This window comes from Tatumella citrea (genome assembly GCF_002163585.1).
Classification (GTDB): Bacteria; Pseudomonadota; Gammaproteobacteria; order Enterobacterales; family Enterobacteriaceae; genus Tatumella; species Tatumella citrea.
The window spans coordinates 3050028-3065781 of the sequence record NZ_CP015579.1; the positions used below are offsets into that span (position 1 = coordinate 3050028).

Annotated in this window: 14 protein-coding genes; 6 read left to right on the plus strand and 8 right to left on the minus strand. The window is 50.7% G+C overall.

Annotated elements, in window-relative coordinates; translation table 11 throughout:
- The first annotated feature begins 28 nt into the window (after positions 1-28).
- The gene (tkt, locus tag A7K98_RS14600) at positions 29-2020 is read left to right on the plus strand and encodes a transketolase (protein ID WP_087493486.1); all 1992 of its coding nucleotides are present in this window, start codon (positions 29-31) and stop codon (positions 2018-2020) included.
- Between the two features lie 148 nt (positions 2021-2168).
- On the plus strand, positions 2169-3308 hold the full coding sequence (gene ampH / locus A7K98_RS14605) for a D-alanyl-D-alanine-carboxypeptidase/endopeptidase AmpH (protein ID WP_087489225.1): 1140 nt from the start codon (positions 2169-2171) through the stop codon (positions 3306-3308).
- Here ampH and A7K98_RS14610 read toward each other — a convergent pair.
- Together A7K98_RS14610 and ansP are read right to left on the minus strand one after the other, a co-directional pair.
- Positions 3305-4432: a DUF1176 domain-containing protein gene (locus A7K98_RS14610; RefSeq protein ID WP_157665974.1), complete on the minus strand. Its 1128-nt coding sequence runs from the start codon at positions 4430-4432 to the stop codon at positions 3305-3307. The two genes, ampH and A7K98_RS14610, sit on opposite strands and share 4 nt — an antisense overlap.
- 152 nt (positions 4433-4584) lie before the next feature.
- A complete protein-coding gene (gene ansP / locus A7K98_RS14615) occupies positions 4585-6051 on the minus strand; it encodes an L-asparagine permease (RefSeq protein WP_087489227.1) in 1467 nt (488 codons plus the stop codon).
- Positions 6052-6619: 568 nt separating this feature from the next.
- On the opposite strand from ansP, the gene A7K98_RS14620 reads away from it, so the two are divergent.
- Genes A7K98_RS14620 through A7K98_RS14630 form a run of 3 tightly spaced genes read left to right on the plus strand, consistent with a single transcriptional unit; the run spans position 6620 to position 8336 of the window.
- A complete protein-coding gene (locus A7K98_RS14620; RefSeq protein ID WP_087490526.1) occupies positions 6620-7000 on the plus strand; it encodes an ArsC family reductase in 381 nt (126 codons plus the stop codon).
- Positions 7000-8127, plus strand: a complete 1128-nt coding sequence (dapE, locus tag A7K98_RS14625; protein WP_087489228.1) for a succinyl-diaminopimelate desuccinylase — start codon at positions 7000-7002, stop codon at positions 8125-8127. The genes A7K98_RS14620 and dapE overlap by 1 nt, the downstream gene beginning before the upstream one ends.
- Positions 8128-8147: 20 nt before the next feature.
- Complete coding sequence (locus A7K98_RS14630; RefSeq protein ID WP_087489229.1) at positions 8148-8336, plus strand: YpfN family protein; 189 nt, start codon at positions 8148-8150, stop codon at positions 8334-8336.
- 69 nt (positions 8337-8405) lie between these two features.
- On the opposite strand, the gene ypfH is transcribed toward A7K98_RS14630, so the two are convergent.
- From ypfH to dapA, 6 genes are all read right to left on the minus strand, one after another.
- The gene (gene ypfH, locus A7K98_RS14635) at positions 8406-9101 is read right to left on the minus strand and encodes an esterase (RefSeq protein WP_087489230.1); all 696 of its coding nucleotides are present in this window, start codon (positions 9099-9101) and stop codon (positions 8406-8408) included.
- A gap of 70 nt (positions 9102-9171) precedes the next feature.
- Positions 9172-11175 carry a tRNA(Met) cytidine acetyltransferase TmcA gene (locus tag A7K98_RS14640; RefSeq protein ID WP_087489231.1) on the minus strand — a complete coding sequence of 668 codons (2004 nt, stop codon included), beginning with the start codon at positions 11173-11175 and terminating at the stop codon, positions 9172-9174.
- Positions 11172-12059 carry a KPN_02809 family neutral zinc metallopeptidase gene (ypfJ, locus tag A7K98_RS14645; RefSeq protein ID WP_087489232.1) on the minus strand — a complete coding sequence of 296 codons (888 nt, stop codon included), beginning with the start codon at positions 12057-12059 and terminating at the stop codon, positions 11172-11174. The genes A7K98_RS14640 and ypfJ overlap by 4 nt, the downstream gene beginning before the upstream one ends.
- A 177-nt stretch (positions 12060-12236) precedes the next feature.
- Positions 12237-12950, minus strand: a complete 714-nt coding sequence (gene purC / locus A7K98_RS14650; RefSeq protein ID WP_087489233.1) for a phosphoribosylaminoimidazolesuccinocarboxamide synthase — start codon at positions 12948-12950, stop codon at positions 12237-12239.
- 141 nt (positions 12951-13091) lie between these two features.
- Entirely contained in the window at positions 13092-14120 is a 1029-nt protein-coding gene (gene bamC / locus A7K98_RS14655; protein ID WP_087489234.1) for an outer membrane protein assembly factor BamC, read from the minus strand.
- A 14-nt stretch (positions 14121-14134) separates the two neighbouring features.
- Positions 14135-15013 carry a 4-hydroxy-tetrahydrodipicolinate synthase gene (dapA, locus tag A7K98_RS14660; RefSeq protein WP_087489235.1) on the minus strand — a complete coding sequence of 293 codons (879 nt, stop codon included), beginning with the start codon at positions 15011-15013 and terminating at the stop codon, positions 14135-14137.
- 142 nt (positions 15014-15155) lie between these two features.
- On the opposite strand from dapA, the gene A7K98_RS14665 reads away from it, so the two are divergent.
- Positions 15156-15734 (plus strand): glycine cleavage system transcriptional repressor, encoded by a 579-nt coding sequence (locus A7K98_RS14665; RefSeq protein ID WP_087489236.1) that lies wholly within the window; start codon positions 15156-15158, stop codon positions 15732-15734.
- Positions 15735-15754: the final 20 nt, after the last annotated feature.

Sequence of the window (15754 nt, forward strand, 5' to 3'; positions counted from 1 at the left end):
AATTATCTTTAATCAGGTGGAAAGAAACATGCCCTCACATAAAGAACTCGCCAACGCGATTCGCGCTCTCAGTATGGATGCCGTTCAGAAGGCCAAATCGGGCCACCCTGGCGCCCCTATGGGTATGGCAGATATCGCCGAAGTGTTATGGCGCGATTACCTGAACCATAACCCGCAGAACCCGTCATGGAGTGATCGCGACCGCTTTGTGCTGTCTAACGGCCACGGCTCAATGCTGATTTACAGCCTGCTGCACCTGACAGGTTACGACCTGCCGATTCAGGAACTGGCCAACTTCCGTCAGCTGCACTCACGTACCCCGGGTCACCCGGAATACGGCTACACCCCAGGCGTGGAAACCACCACCGGTCCTCTGGGACAGGGGATTGCCAATGCAGTCGGTTTCGCGATTGCTGAACGTACCCTGGCTGCACAGTTTAACCGCCCTGGTCATGACATCGTCGATCACCACACTTACGTGTTTATGGGTGACGGCTGCATGATGGAAGGGATTTCTCACGAAGTCTGCTCACTGGCAGGTACCCTGAAACTCGGCAAACTGATGGCGTTCTACGATGACAACGGTATCTCTATCGATGGTCACGTTGACGGCTGGTTTACTGATGACACCGGACTGCGCTTTGAAGCCTATGGCTGGCACGTAATCCGCGGAATCGACGGTCACGACAGTGAAGCCGTGCGTCAAGCGATTGAAGAAGCCCGCAGCGTAACAGACAAGCCGTCACTGCTGATGTGTAAAACCGTGATTGGTTTCGGCTCACCGAACAAAGCCGGAACTCATGATGCCCACGGCGCGGCTCTGGGTAATGACGAAATTGCACTGACCCGTAAACAGCTGGGCTGGAACTACCCTCCGTTTGAAATCCCTGCTGATATTTATGCAGCCTGGGATGCCAAGGCTGCCGGCCAGGAAAAAGAGCAGGCGTGGAACCAGAAATTTGCGGCTTACCGCGAAGCCTTCCCTGAACTGGCAAAAGAGTACCAGCGTCGTACCACCGGCCAGCTGCCGGCAAACTGGCAGGCCGAATCTCAGAAATATGTTGAGCAGCTGCAGGCAAATCCGGCAAATATCGCCAGCCGTAAAGCCTCACAGAATGCCATTGAAGCTTTCGGCAAACTGCTGCCGGAATATCTGGGCGGCTCAGCTGACCTGGCACCAAGTAACCTGACCATGTGGTCCGGCTCCAAACCGCTTAACGAAGACCCGGCCGGTAACTACATCCATTACGGTGTCCGTGAATTCGGTATGACCGCGATTGCCAACGGTCTGGCCCTGCACGGTGGTTTCCTGCCGTACACCGCGACCTTCCTGATGTTTGTCGAATATGCCCGTAATGCGGCGCGTATGGCAGCACTGATGAAAATCCGCCAGATCATGGTGTATACCCATGACTCTATCGGTCTGGGTGAAGACGGCCCGACTCACCAGCCGGTTGAACAGCTGGCCAGTCTGCGTACCACGCCTAACATGAGCACCTGGCGTCCGTGTGACCAGGTGGAATCTGCAGTGGCCTGGAAATATGCGATTGAACGTCAGGACGGCCCGAGTGCGCTGATTTTCTCCCGTCAGAACCTGACCCAGCAGCCGCGCAGTGCAGAGCAGCTGGCGAACGTGGCCCGTGGCGGTTATATCCTGAAAGACAGCGACGGCCAGCCGGAACTGATCCTGATTGCCACCGGTTCAGAAGTTTCTCTGGCGGTGGACGCGGCGGACAAACTGACTGCTGAAGGACGTAAAGTGCGTGTGGTTTCTATGCCATCCACCGATGCCTTCGACAAACAGGATGCGGCTTACCGTGAATCTGTACTGCCTGCGGCCGTCAGCGCCCGTGTGGCAGTGGAAGCAGGCATTGCCGACTACTGGTTCAAATACACCGGCCTGAAAGGTGAGATTGTAGGGATGACCACTTTCGGTGAGTCTGCCCCGGCAGATCTGCTGTTTAAAGAGTTCGGCTTTACCGTGGATAACGTGGTAGCGAAAGCAAAAGCCATTCTGTAACGCTCACGGCCCCCTGCTCATTGCAGGGGGCTGGTTTAAAAGCGTAACGATTCTCATATCAGGAAACATAAAAAGCGTTATTGTCCCCTTTTCGTTAGCCATAAACTCTTTAAAATATCCCTTTTCATTTTCCCACGGACACTCTCGATTGAAAAAGCGCTCTTCTTTGCTGTTAGCTCTGGTTGTTTCACTGTATTCAATGTCTGGCATTGCCGGGGTCACCACCTCTCCTGAACTGACATCACAGATTGTCGACCGTTATGCTAACCATATTTTTTATGGTAGCGGCGCCAGCGGCATGGCCATGGTAGTCATTGATGGCAACCAGCGGGTGTTTACTGGTCTGGGGGAAACCCGTCCCGGAAATAATATCCGGCCGCAGAAAGATTCAGTGATCAGGATAGCCTCACTGAGTAAATTAATGACCACCGAAGTGTTGGTTAAATTATCCAGGGCTGGCACTGTCAAACTCAATGATCCGTTAAGCCGTTATGCACCGAGAGGTGCTGTGGTTCCGACATGGCACGGTAACAGTATTCGGTTAATTAACCTCGCAACACATAGCGCTGGTTTGCCACGCGAAATGCCAGGAGGTAAAGCTCACCGTCCGGTATTTGTCTGGCCGGTGCGCAGCCAGCGCTGGGCCTGGCTGGCACATGCAAGACTGAAATATGCGCCGGGAACTGAAGTTTCCTATTCTAACCTGGGCTTCGATTTTCTGGCTGATGCCCTCTCCCGGGCGGCAGCTAAACCTTACCCGCAGTTATTACAACAACTGGTTACCCGGCCACTGGGGATGAAAGATACCACTTTCACTCCATCACCGGATCAGTGCCAACGTCTGATGGTACCGGAACAAAGTGCCAGCCCTTGTAATAACACCCTGGCAGCCATCGGCAGCGGAGGTGTTTATTCCACCCCTGATGACATGGGACGCTGGATGCAACAATTCCTGAATTCGGTCGGCCATCCGCGCAACCCACTGGCGGGTGAATTGCAAAGAATGGTCTATCCGCGCTCCTCATTATTACGGGTTAATGGCATGGATGTGGCGGGCCATGCGGATGCTATCGGAATGGGTTGGCTACATATGGCTGCCACCGACGACTCACCTGCTCTGATTGAGAAAACCGGGGGTGGAGGTGGCTTTATGACCTATATCGCCATGTCGCCGCAAAATAACGTTGGGGTCTTTATTGTGGTTGCCCGTTCATCGTTAAGCCATTTCTCACCAATGAGCAACGGAGTTAACGAACTCATTGCTGAACTGGTGCGCAACCACCGTTAAAAATGGTTTCCTGCGGGGGCAGAAACTTCCGCAGGGGCTGCTGACCAGATGACCGGCCAGTGGTCTGCAGAATGCCAGCGATCGCAAACACTTTCGCTGGCAAACTGTTTCAGGACAAACTGTTGACCATCAAATTGCCAGCGACTCATCGTTCCGCAATCCGACACTGAACGACCCCACAACACTGTAGTCAGCATCCTGGTGTGTGGATCATAACCGGCGTTAGTTAATTCAAAATTATCCCCCGCCTGAGTGCTCTGAGAAAAAGGCAAACGGAAGGTCAGTTGACGCGCCTGCAACGGGAAATTGCGACTCATCAGCCATGCCTGGTAGAACGTGTTATAGGCAGCACTTTCACAACTAATCAGCAGCAATGCCTGAGTATCACTTACCGGCGCCACTTTAATCTGCCGGAATACCGGTTCCAGCGAACAGGACTGCACACTGATTTGCGAAATACCGTAGTTAACAAAATAGTTTATTTCATCGCGGGAAAGAGCTGTCGGTGTTGGCGGCGTTAATCCCGATTCAACCACCAGAGTGGATGGTGATGTTTCCATCCCCTGAGTTTCACTACTCAGACTGGCCCGGATTTCTGATGCTTTTTCGAGAAACGCGGGTAATGAAGTTAAAGACAGGCTGACATGAGTATCCTCGCCAACACTTATCTGAGCCGCGTGACTCAGAATGTCGAGCAGGCTTTGTGCCATCTGAGGATCATCGGTAACGACTGAGCGGGCATCACTCTGAATATCTGGCTTTGGCCAGGGCTGGCCATCAATCAATAACCGTTGGGCCAGCGGCGGCTGATTATCTGCCGCAGATATCTGTGAAGGATGATAATCAATCCGTAGCTCATGAATGTTTGCTTCACCCGCCGACCGGTAAAAGCTGATAACCAGCCCACTGCCATGATCAATATTTCTGGCCTGGCAGGATGCAAAATTATCACAGCTTAATTCCCAGCCAGAAAATACCTTTTGTACCGGTTGTGCCGATACGCGGCCAGTCGCAGATATTAGCAGCAATAACAACATTGCTTTGGGTAGTTGCATAACGAAGATACCGGGAGAAGGCTGTGCGGCGCTGTTACTGGCCAGAATACCTGTTAAAACATTTATCATCCTGAATGACTTCATGAGGCTCAATCAGAATCTTCGGACTATTCCCGCTCTGTGACATAAATATACTTTCACACTCTCGCTATTGCCGGCTCAGATTACGGATAAAAAAATACCCTGCCAGGCAGGGTATTTTTAACAACCATTAGCGGTAGCTATTCAGCATCATGTTGAATGTCATCATGCTGCCGTGCAGTAATGGCCTGCACCCGTTTGCGAACACCATACCAGCCAATAATCAGCAGAATGATAATCAGCGGAATAGACGCAACGGTATATGTCCCGGTAGGGTAATCAAATGCCATCAGCACAATAACGCTAAACAGGAACAGCAACGTCAGCCAGGAGGTAAACGGTGCCCCCGGTAATTTGAAGCTGATATCATCCGCTTTGCCTTCTTTAATAGCCTGACGTAGTTTCAGCTGGCAAAGCACGATGAATGCCCACGAACAAACGATACCCAGAGACGCGAAATTCAGCACGATTTCGAAGACCTGGCTCGGTACATAATAGTTCAGGACAACCCCAATGACGTAGACTCCGATAGTTACCAGGATACCGGCGAAAGGTACCTGCTGGCGGCTCATCTTAGACATAAATTTCGGTGCAGAACCGCCCATCGACATTGAGCGTAAAATACGACCGGTAGTGTACAGACCTGAGTTCAGGCTGGACAAGGCCGCTGTCAGTACCACAATATTCATGATACTGCCGATGTAGGGAACACCCAGCTTAGAGAAGAAAGTCACGAACGGACTTTGCCCCGCCTGATATGCATTCCATGGTAACAGCAATACCAGCAGTACCACTGAACCCACATAAAACAGGCCGATACGCCAGATAACGCTGTTAATGGCTTTCGGGACCATAATCTTCGGATTTTTACATTCACCAGCCGCAGTGCCAACGAATTCGATAGAAGCGAAGGCAAAGACAACCCCCTGAATCAGTACCAGCGCCGCTAACAGGCCGTGAGGGAAAATCCCCCCATTATCACTGATCAGATGGAAGCCGGTCTGTACGCCATCCAGAGGTTTACCGCTTCCCAGGAACACGACACCGACAATCAGGAAAATAACGATAGCCAGCACTTTTACCAGAGCGAACCAGAATTCCATTTCGGCGAACCACTTTACACCGATCATGTTCATGGTACCCACCAGAGCCAGGGCCGCCAGAGCTATCACCCACTGTGGAATATCACCAAAAGCTCCCCAGTAATGCATGTAAAGTGCAACTGCCGTAATATCCACAATTCCGGTCATTGCCCAGTTAACAAAGTACATCCACCCTGCAACAAACGAGGCTTTCTCTCCCATAAATTCACGGGCATATGAGACAAAACTCCCACTGGATGGACGGTGCATAACCAGCTCACCCAGAGCTCGCAGAATAAAGAAAGAGAAGATACCGCATACCAGATACACTAACGCAAGTGCCGGTCCTGCCGCTTGTAAACGGGAACCAGCCCCCAGAAATAACCCGGTACCAATTGCACCACCAATTGCAATCATTTGAACCTGGCGGTTACCCATCTCTTTACGGTAGCCGCTGTCATGTGAATTAAGCCATTTGCGTCTTGCCGCACGTAGCTCTTCAGCTGTTTTTTTTGTATTTTTCATATTTTTCCTGTTTGTCCTGACCACCCGCAACACATAGTAATCGTTTGCGTAATTATGGGAGGTTTATCTCTTCAACCCTACGCAGCCATACGATTTTGCCATAAGAAAAACCGGGCGTTGAATCCTACCCGCTAAAGACAGTTGTCGTAAAGCCCTGTAAATCAAGGTGAAGGCTTTCTTATGATGAATATCAAAAACAACGTCATAAGTTATTGTTATGAAATGTAACCTACCTGTCCCTTAATGCCGCAGTGTGCAACAGCATTTCTGGTAATCACAGAACGTGACAACTTCCAGACGACAGCGGATTTTGCCTTGGATTAGCCATTTTTTCAGTAAAAATTTTGCCTGCAACAGAGGATTCTGCCTGATTTGTAACTCAGATAGCATATTTATCCGGCATCTGCGGGTCTTTGCCAGCTTCACCTTTGCCGGGAAAACCTTCGCCACAGTGGATCAAAGCAGGTGTTTACGGCATTATCACTGACATACAACAAAAGCACCGCCACCGATCAGCGGGCCCGACCACGCTGGTGACACTCTCTTTGACAGGTAGTCGTATTAAATGATGAACAGTGATACCCCCTCCCGCCTGACGATGTATGGCATTAAAAATTGCGATACGATTCGTAAAGCCCGACGTTTCCTGGAAGATCAGGGCGTGGAATACCATTTTCACGATTACCGGGCCGACGGACTGGACAGTACGCTGTTGCGTACCTTTATTGATACTCTGGGCTATAAAACCCTGCTGAATACCCGCGGAACCACCTGGCGTAAACTGTCGGAAGAGACCCGGGCAGCCGTTACCGATAATCAGAGCGCCATGCAGGTAATGCTGGAAAATCCTGCTGTGATTAAACGTCCGCTGCTGTGTGCAGCAAACAATGCCATGCTGACCGGCTTTGACCCGGCCGCCTACCAGACGTTTATCCAGGAGAATCTCTGATGTTTTGTCCGGTAATTGAGCTTACACAACAACTGATACGTTGCCCTTCAGTCAGCCCGGAAGATGCGGGTTGCCAGGCGTTGCTGATCGACAGATTGCAGGCAATTGGCTTTAAGATTGAGCAAATGAATTTTGGTGACACCCGTAATTTTTGGGCGACCCGCGGAGAAGGCGAAACTCTGGCGTTTGCCGGCCATACGGACGTAGTGCCACCAGGCGAAGCACGCCACTGGATTAATCCCCCTTTTGAACCGACGATCCGTGACGGTATGTTGTTTGGTCGTGGCGCAGCGGATATGAAAGGATCGCTGGCAGCCATGGTGGTCGCAGCAGAACGCTTTGTCACTATGCACCCTTACCACCGCGGTCGTCTGGCCTTTCTGATCACTTCTGACGAAGAAGCCAGTGGCATCAACGGCACAGTGAAAGTCGTTGAAGCTCTGATGGCCCGCAAGGAACGGATGGATTACTGTCTGGTCGGGGAACCCTCCAGTACTGAAGTGGTTGGCGATGTGGTCAAAAATGGCCGTCGAGGTTCCATCACTGCAAATCTGACCGTACACGGGGTACAGGGCCATGTTGCTTATCCGCATCTTGCCGATAATCCGGTGCACCGTGCCATGCCGGCACTGAATGAGTTGGTTGCGACACAGTGGGATAACGGCAACGAATTTTTCCCGCCAACCAGCATGCAAATTGCCAATGTCCAGGCGGGGACAGGTAGCAACAATGTGATCCCGGGGGATCTGTTTGTTCAGTTTAACTTCCGGTTCAGTACCGAACTGACCGACACCATGATTCGTGAACAGGTTGAAGCACTACTGAATCGCCACCAGCTCCGCTACAGTCTGGAGTGGAATTTATCCGGTCAACCTTTCCTGACTGCACAAGGTAAACTGGTAAATGCGGTAGTTAAGGCCGTTCAGCACTATAATGAGATTAAGCCTCAGCTGCTGACCACCGGAGGTACCTCTGATGGCCGGTTTATTGCCCGAATGGGCACACAGGTGGTTGAACTGGGGCCGGTAAATGCCACGATCCACAAAATCAATGAGTGTGTAAAAGCATCCGATCTGCAACTGCTGAGCCGGATGTATCAACGGATCATGGATCAACTTGTTGCCTGATCACTGAAGGAGCTACAGTCATGGAATGGTTGAAACACTATTGGTGGGTCATTGTTATCCTGTTTATGATCGGAATTCTGATGAACGTTTATAAAGATTTGAAACGTGTCGATCCGAAAAAATATCTGGATAACAAACCCGAACTGCCCCCACATCGTGATTTTAACGATAAGTGGGACGATGATGATGACTGGCCGGCTAAAAAGTAATCCGCTGTAGTTGATGCAGCTGACCTCCGGACTCCGGGGGCAGCTGCATACAGTTGCAAAACTTAAGCTTTAGATCATCGGGATGACATCATCCTGCCCCGGAGTACCGCCACTCAACGCCTCATCGAAATAACGCTTTGGGATCGTGTATTTCAGATGATTAATTGCCAGTTGCAGGCTTTTCTCATCGATGGCATGAGGTAAATCTTCCACACAATCCAGAGTCACATCTCCCCCTGCCCCGGTTATCCATTCTGCCGCCTGCTCCGCCTTCTGATAGGGGATGACTTCATCTTCATCACCATGTATCAGATGGAAAGTCGCAGCCAGAGAAACAGCCACCGGCGGTGTATTATAGCTTCCTGACAATACCACTGCCCTGCCAGCCAAATCGGGAATGGTTTTCAGGGCCTCAAGGATCATAGTTCCTCCCTGAGAAAATCCGATTAATGCTGTTGCTGCGGCCGTCACTCCGGTCTGAATTTGCCACTCCTTAACCAGTCGGGTGAATTGCGGCATGACCTTATCGATATCATTTTGTCTCAGAGTGGTCGAACAGTCCTGTTCACTAAACCATTCGCTGCCTCCGGTCATCAGTTGATGAGGACCACCGACAGAGACCACGTGTGACTGCGGGAATGCCTGTGCAAACCACCGGCCAATCTGGGCCATTGCAGCAGGATTATCACCACTGCGATGAAATAATAAAAACAGCTGAGTCCCCGGGCCTGCGGGTGACTGCACAACTACCTGTTCAATATCCATAATCTCCTCCTGCTAAATACTATAGCCTGCCGGCCGGATACTCTCACGCGGAAGATTTTGACCATAATCGTCAAATTTTCCGCAACTGTTCCAGCTTCTGCTGCCACTGTACAGACTGTTGAGGGTCAAGGTTGGTTAATTGCCGGGCAATCTGCTGTCTTAATTGCTGCAACCAGGCTTTACGCCCACCGGCTGCCACAATACTTTGATTCTGTACTTCAGCGCCGTCGCACGCCTCCAGCAATGTCGGAGGGTGTGAAGATAAGGCACGTAGCCGCATCAGTACCGGATATGAGGTTTCAAATGGTCGGTTACCCCAGGCAAATCCGGCCAGCTCCTGCCAGTCAGCTTCATTCAACGGATCCATATCCGGCTCTGTTGACTGACAAACACCTGATGGTAATTCGGCAAGCCATGAGGATGCGCCAGACGCCAGATTCCTCTGCAATCGATGTTCAGCCTGCCTGGTAAAATGCATTGCTCTGTCACTTAATGGCAATACTGCCATGGCGGTATAACACCCGCTGCTGGCCTCCCGCTGGTTACCAATTCTGACCAGGCGAAATCCGCAGGAGTACCAGAACTGCCAAAGTTCGTCGGTCAGCCCGAAACTTACCGACAAGTAATCACAGTCAGAACCAGCATCGCTGATCACCGTGCTGACCAGGGCTCTGCCAATACCTTGTCTTCTGACCTGTGGATGAACAGCCACCCGGCTAATACGCAATGAGCGCATCATCGCCGCCTCAGGAAAACCGCCATGGGCTGCCAGCGACTGAGCGACCAGATTACCCTTGGGACGACGGAAACCTGCCCATACGGCTTCACTGAGCAAGCGGCTGAGCCCTCCCTCTTCAAGCAACCATAATGCTCCGTGGATCTCAGTGGCTGTTTCTGCCAGCCAGAAATGCATACCGGGTGCATCCATCATCCGGCGTAGATCCAGCGGAGTCGTCCGGTAATGAGCACTGCTTAACAACTGATATACAGCCCGGGCTTTTTCCACCGACGTCTGCCAGCAATCCTGCGGCAACCGGTGTATCTCCCGGTGATTTTCAGACAGGGGCACAATCTCTTCATCAAACAAAAACAGCCGGTTAATCATCCGCTCCAGCGGATCGTCTGCGGCCCAGCGTAAAGGCTCAGACAAACTAAAGAATTGTACCTCAGGCAATGAGGCACAGAATTTCAGCAGGAATCCCCGGCCCGTGCCTTCATAACCCTGTACCGTAGTCACTAATAAAACATGCCGGAAGTGGCTAATCATTTGCCGCAATACAGGCGCAGGAATAGCTGCGGCTTCATCAACAATCAGCCAGTCACCGTCAGATGGCGGATCGGCAAGTAATGCATCAGGAGCGACAAAACAAAATGTTTCTCCCGCATACTGTCTCAACACATCAACAGAGGTTTTTGCCGGTGCAGTAATCAATGTCCCCGGACGGCTTTTGGCCAGCATGCCAGCCAGTGCAGATTTTCCTCTGCCACGAGGTGCTGTTACAACTGCAACTCCCCCCGGAAGTGCCTGCAGTTGCTGCAGAATAACACTTTGTTGCTCACCGGCTGAGGAGTGCCAACAAGCGGTCACAGCCAGCGGACGGATATCCGGTAACTGATGCTGATGCCAGTAACTAATATCGCTGTCGCTGCCCAGAACAGTCTTTAAGTGTTGCATAAAATAAGGGGCTGCAATTGCCTGAGACGTGTCCGCCCAGCGCAAACTGTCCTGGCAGAGACGACGGCCCCATTGCTCCACAGGTGGTAATAATAACAGCAACCAGCTGCCAGGTAACAACGTTCCGGCAAGGCAGGCCAGTGCTTCTGCATGAAAACCCTGCCTCGCATCGAAAATAGCATGCATAAACTCACGGCCCAGCAGACCTTTAACCGCTGAAGGGAGTAAACAAGGAGAAGGAGCCTGTGGATCCGGACTGACAGTCAGCCAGTCACCGGACATTGATTGCCGGATATCGCTGGCGGCAGTGATAACCCAGTCATCACTGCCGCAGATAACGCAAATGCGCCGGACTCCCGCCCGGCGCATCAGTTCACTACCAGATTGCCAGTTGGTCATCCGGCAGAGAAAGTATTACATTGCGCAGGATTGCCGCTGTCAAAACCACGTTTGAACCAGCTGTAGCGCTGTTGAGAGGTACCATGGGTGAAACTATCCGGCACTATACGCCCCTGACTTTGTTGTTGCAGTTTATCATCGCCAATCGCTTCTGCAGCATTAAGAGCCTCCTGCAGATCACCGGCTTCCAGCACATTTTGCTGTTGCATATAATGTCCCCAGACGCCGGCAAAACAGTCTGCCTGAAGTTCGAGTTTCACGGATAAATGGTTCGCTTCCGTCTGAGTACTGTGTTGCTGCTGCTCTCTGACTTTTTCTTCGATTCCCAGCAGTTTTTGTACATGATGCCCTACTTCATGAGCGATGACATAACCATCAGCAAAATCGCCACCAGCCCCGAGTTTATTTTTCAGCTCATCATAAAACGACAGATCAATATACACTGTTTGATCTGCAGGGCAATAAAAGGGCCCCATCACTGACTGCCCGGTGCCACATCCGGTAGTGGTCTGCCCGCGGTACATCACCAGTTTTGGGTTCACATAATGTTTGCCCATTTTCTGGAAAATTTCACTCCAGGTATCTTCCGTTGAGGCCAGAATAACGGAAGTAAACTTAGCAGCCTCCGCATCAGAGGAGCTTTGTGCATGGCTCTGTCCCTGGCTGTGGGACTGTGTGGTTGTCACACTACTGCTGCCTCCGCCGCCGAGCAACGGAGTCAGGTCATAACCATAATAACCCGCAACCACCACAACGATCAGAATAACTATCCCACCTTTACCTCGTGGAATCCGAATTCCACCCCCGCCCATACCACCACTGCCTGAAGACTGATCGCGACGATCTTCCACATTGTCGCTTTCACGACGCCCTTGCCAACGCATCTGTTACCTCTGTCATTTTTTTTTACATCCTGATGATTTTAGTTGCGTATCCGGCAGATCACCAGCACCGCTATCTGAAACTCAGAGGGAATAACAAAACCGGGGAGATAAAAACAGAAACGCCGGCCAGACAGAAACTCTGCCCGGCCGGCGTTTGGAAGAATCGCGGAAAAAAACTTAGTCCAGTGGTACACCTAAACGGTGAGCAACTTCTTCGTAAGCCTCAACCACACCGCCAAGGCTCTGACGAAAACGGTCTTTATCCATTTTGGCCATGGTGGTTTTATCCCACAGGCGTGCACCGTCCGGGGAGAATTCATCACCCAGTACGACTTCACCGTTGAATAATCCGAATTCCAGTTTGAAGTCCACCAGAATCAGCCCGGCGTCGTCAAACAGACGGCTCAACACTTCATTTGCCTTAAAAGTCAGTTCACGCATCCGTGCCAGATGCTGTTGGCTGACCCAGCCAAAGGTTTCACAGTAAGATTCATTGATCATCGGGTCATGATGCGCATCATCTTTCAGGAACAGATCAAATACCGGTGGGTTCAGGACAATACCTTCTTCCACACCCAGTCTCTTTACCAGAGACCCGGCGGCACGGTTACGAACCACACACTCTACCGGTACCATATCCAGTTTTTTTACCAGCGCTTCGGTATCTGAAAGCAATGCTTCCATCTGAGTCGGGATGCCGGCCTGCTGCAATTTTTGCATAATAAAATAGTTAAACTTGTTATTAACCATTCCCTTACGGTCAAATTGCTCGATTCTGGCTCCGTCTCCTGCTGATGTATCATTGCGGAATTCAAGTATCAGCAAATCAGGATTATCGGTACTGAATACTGTTTTAGCCTTGCCGCGATACAACTCAGCTTGCTTTTGCATCTTGTTAACTCCAAACATGAAAGAACTTACGCACGGTTACTGATTTTAGCTAAACGATTACCCTACGCAATCGTTTACCTGCCAGCGACTATTATGCCAAATTAAAAACAAAAAGGCCGGAGAATCTCCGGCCTTTTCAATTTATTTGTTAAATGCCGCCTGAAGAACAGGCACCAGCGCATCATTCTGCGACTGAGTCAGGACATGTCCTTTCGGATCGATGAACTGCAGGCTACTGCGGTTACCCAAATCACCTAACTGCAACTTGTAGTCACCCTTAGCCAGTCCGGGATCTTTCGCTCCAAGAGCATCCCATGCAGAACTGCCAGGTTCTTTATAAGAAACTTTCAGGCTACCGTCTGAACGGTCTTTATCCGATACCGTCATCCCGATACGCAGCAATGCTGCCGGCAGACGCTGCCATGTAGCAGTATAAGGTGCACGGATAATCAAATCAGGTAATCCGGTATCATCCGCACCACTTTGCACGTCAATAGTGCCGACTCTGTTGTTTCCGGCATTTTCACGGGCCATTTCCTGAGCATTCAGCCCGGTGGTAATCGCATTCAGCAATTGTGCAGTATAACGCTGAACCTCACCGGTAGAAGTTACCGCAACCCCTTTCTGTTGCAGTTCCAGTGAACGCACAGTTAACACGGTCTGATAGCTTTGTTTCTGAATCGAAACCTGATAACGCCCGCGATACTGAATATCTTCATCCGGTCGGTTCCAGTTGATCCAGTCAGTTGTCAGTTGCTGTGCTGCATCATTGCGATCGGCAATCTTAAATTTATCCGCTTCCAGGACGTTAATCACCTGGGTCCACAGATCGGGTTGCTGAGTTTCAAGGATCAGTGCTGCACTGTTTCCGCTAACCTGAGTACGGGTTCCATTCAACAATGCCAGTGGCTGTGCCGGTGGCCGGATATCCAGCATCTTACCGGTCGCGCCCTGAGCGGTTGTCGGTGGCACCTGATACTGCCCGTTCTCCAGCGGTAAAATCATCCCGGAAGGAACGTTCAGTTCATGTAAACCAGAAGCTTTCAGATAGTCTTCATTCCCGTTGATTTGCCGCTTGTAATGCTGATCGTTAGAGCAGGCTGCCAGTAATAAAACCACTGATAAACCCGCTACTTTTGCGACTGCAGAACTCTTAACTGAGTAAGCCATTCAAACTCCCTAAATTATCGCAAACCTGCATCACGCAATGCCTTTTCAACCACCGGCGCTGCATTCGCAGTCAGCGGGGTCATGGGCAGGCGTAATGTGTCGTTCGCGATCAACCCCAGCTGTTTCGCTGCCCACTTAACGGGGATCGGATTGGGTTCACAAAATAACGTATGATGTAATACCATCAGACGCTGATTCAGATGCCGGGCTTCAGCATAATTACCTTGTTCGGCCAGCCGACATAACTCTGCCATTACGCGGGCAGCAATGTTAGCTGTGACTGAAATTACGCCCGAACCACCCAGTTGCATAAAGTCTAACGCACTGGCGTCATCGCCGCTCAGTAAAATAAACTTGTCATCAACCAGCTCTTGGATCTGACTAACGCGTGATAAGTTCCCTGTCGCTTCTTTTATTCCGATAATATTTTTTATTTCGGCTAAACGGGCGACCGTTTCAGGCAACATGTCACAACCAGTACGCGACGGAACATTATACAGGATTTGCGGCAATGCGCTGCTTTCTGCAATGGCTTTGAAGTGCTGATACATCCCTTCCTGAGTCGGACGGTTGTAGTAAGGAACCACGGTCAGGCAACCAACGACTCCGCTATCTTCAAAGTGACGGGTTAATTCAATGCCTTCCGCTGTTGCATTGGTACCGGTACCGGCGATTACCGGAATACGTCCTTCAGCCAGTTCAACGGTTGCTTTCACCACTTCCACATGCTCAGCATGGCTGAGTGTTGCCGATTCGCCGGTTGTTCCGACAGAAACGATGGCAGAAGTTCCACTATCAATATGATAATTAATTAATTTTTTCAGGCTGTCACGGCAAAGATCACCGTTTTCATCCATTGGTGTAACCAGCGCAACAATACTTCCGGTAAACATTAGTGATCCCCTCAGCTGACGATTACTTCATGGTAAGGTTTAGTTCAGGTGAAAAGCAAGCAAGCCAGTCGCTTCCTGTGCTTGTCAGCAGTTTTTTTTATGTTTACCTTAAGGTTATTAGTAAAAAACAGGAAAGACGACATTGCCGCAATCACAGCAACACCATCTGGTTATTACCGCACTCGGTGCTGACCGGCCGGGGATCGTGAATACTATCACCCGCCATGTCAGCCGTTGCGGGTGCAATATTGACGACAGCCGCCTCGCCCTGCTTGGAGATGAGTTTACCTTTATTATGCTGCTTTCCGGCAGCTGGAATGCTATTGGTTTGATTGAGTCTACTCTGCCGCTGAAAGGGGCAGAACTCGAACTATTAATAATAATGAAGCGAACCCGGGTTGATGCACATCCCCCGCGACCGGAAACGACCTGGATTGAAGTCGAAGTTGCCGATACTCCGGGTATCATTGAACGTTTTACTGACCTGCTTGATCAACATCAGATGAATATTGCGGAACTAGTCTCACGGATAAAACCAGCACAGGAAAATTCGCCGCCAACCCTGTATATACAGATGACCGCGCACAGCGCTGTCCTGCGGCAACGCAACTTATTTGAGCAGGCGTTTCATCAGCTCTGTACAGAACTGAAAGCACAAGGCAGTATACGGCTGTACAGCATGCTGGACAGTGACGCATCAGAGACATTCCCTGCACAATGAGTGACCCCGGTTGCCATTGA

Excerpts from the sequence above, each read along its gene's own strand:
- A7K98_RS14620 (WP_087490526.1), top strand. The coding sequence starts at position 6,620 with ATGAACAGTGATACCCCCTCCCGCCTGACGATGTATGGCATTAAAAAT.
- dapA (WP_087489235.1), bottom strand. The coding sequence starts at position 15,013 with ATGTTTACCGGAAGTATTGTTGCGCTGGTTACACCAATGGATGAAAAC.
- ansP (WP_087489227.1), bottom strand. The coding sequence starts at position 6,051 with ATGAAAAATACAAAAAAAACAGCTGAAGAGCTACGTGCGGCAAGACGC.
- ypfH (WP_087489230.1), bottom strand. The coding sequence starts at position 9,101 with ATGGATATTGAACAGGTAGTTGTGCAGTCACCCGCAGGCCCGGGGACT.
- purC (WP_087489233.1), bottom strand. The coding sequence starts at position 12,950 with ATGCAAAAGCAAGCTGAGTTGTATCGCGGCAAGGCTAAAACAGTATTC.
- A7K98_RS14640 (WP_087489231.1), bottom strand. The coding sequence starts at position 11,175 with ATGACCAACTGGCAATCTGGTAGTGAACTGATGCGCCGGGCGGGAGTC.
- ypfJ (WP_087489232.1), bottom strand. The coding sequence starts at position 12,059 with ATGCGTTGGCAAGGGCGTCGTGAAAGCGACAATGTGGAAGATCGTCGC.
- dapE (WP_087489228.1), top strand. The coding sequence starts at position 7,000 with ATGTTTTGTCCGGTAATTGAGCTTACACAACAACTGATACGTTGCCCT.
- tkt (WP_087493486.1), top strand. The coding sequence starts at position 29 with ATGCCCTCACATAAAGAACTCGCCAACGCGATTCGCGCTCTCAGTATG.
- A7K98_RS14630 (WP_087489229.1), top strand. The coding sequence starts at position 8,148 with ATGGAATGGTTGAAACACTATTGGTGGGTCATTGTTATCCTGTTTATG.
- A7K98_RS14610 (WP_157665974.1), bottom strand. The coding sequence starts at position 4,432 with ATGATAAATGTTTTAACAGGTATTCTGGCCAGTAACAGCGCCGCACAG.
- bamC (WP_087489234.1), bottom strand. The coding sequence starts at position 14,120 with ATGGCTTACTCAGTTAAGAGTTCTGCAGTCGCAAAAGTAGCGGGTTTA.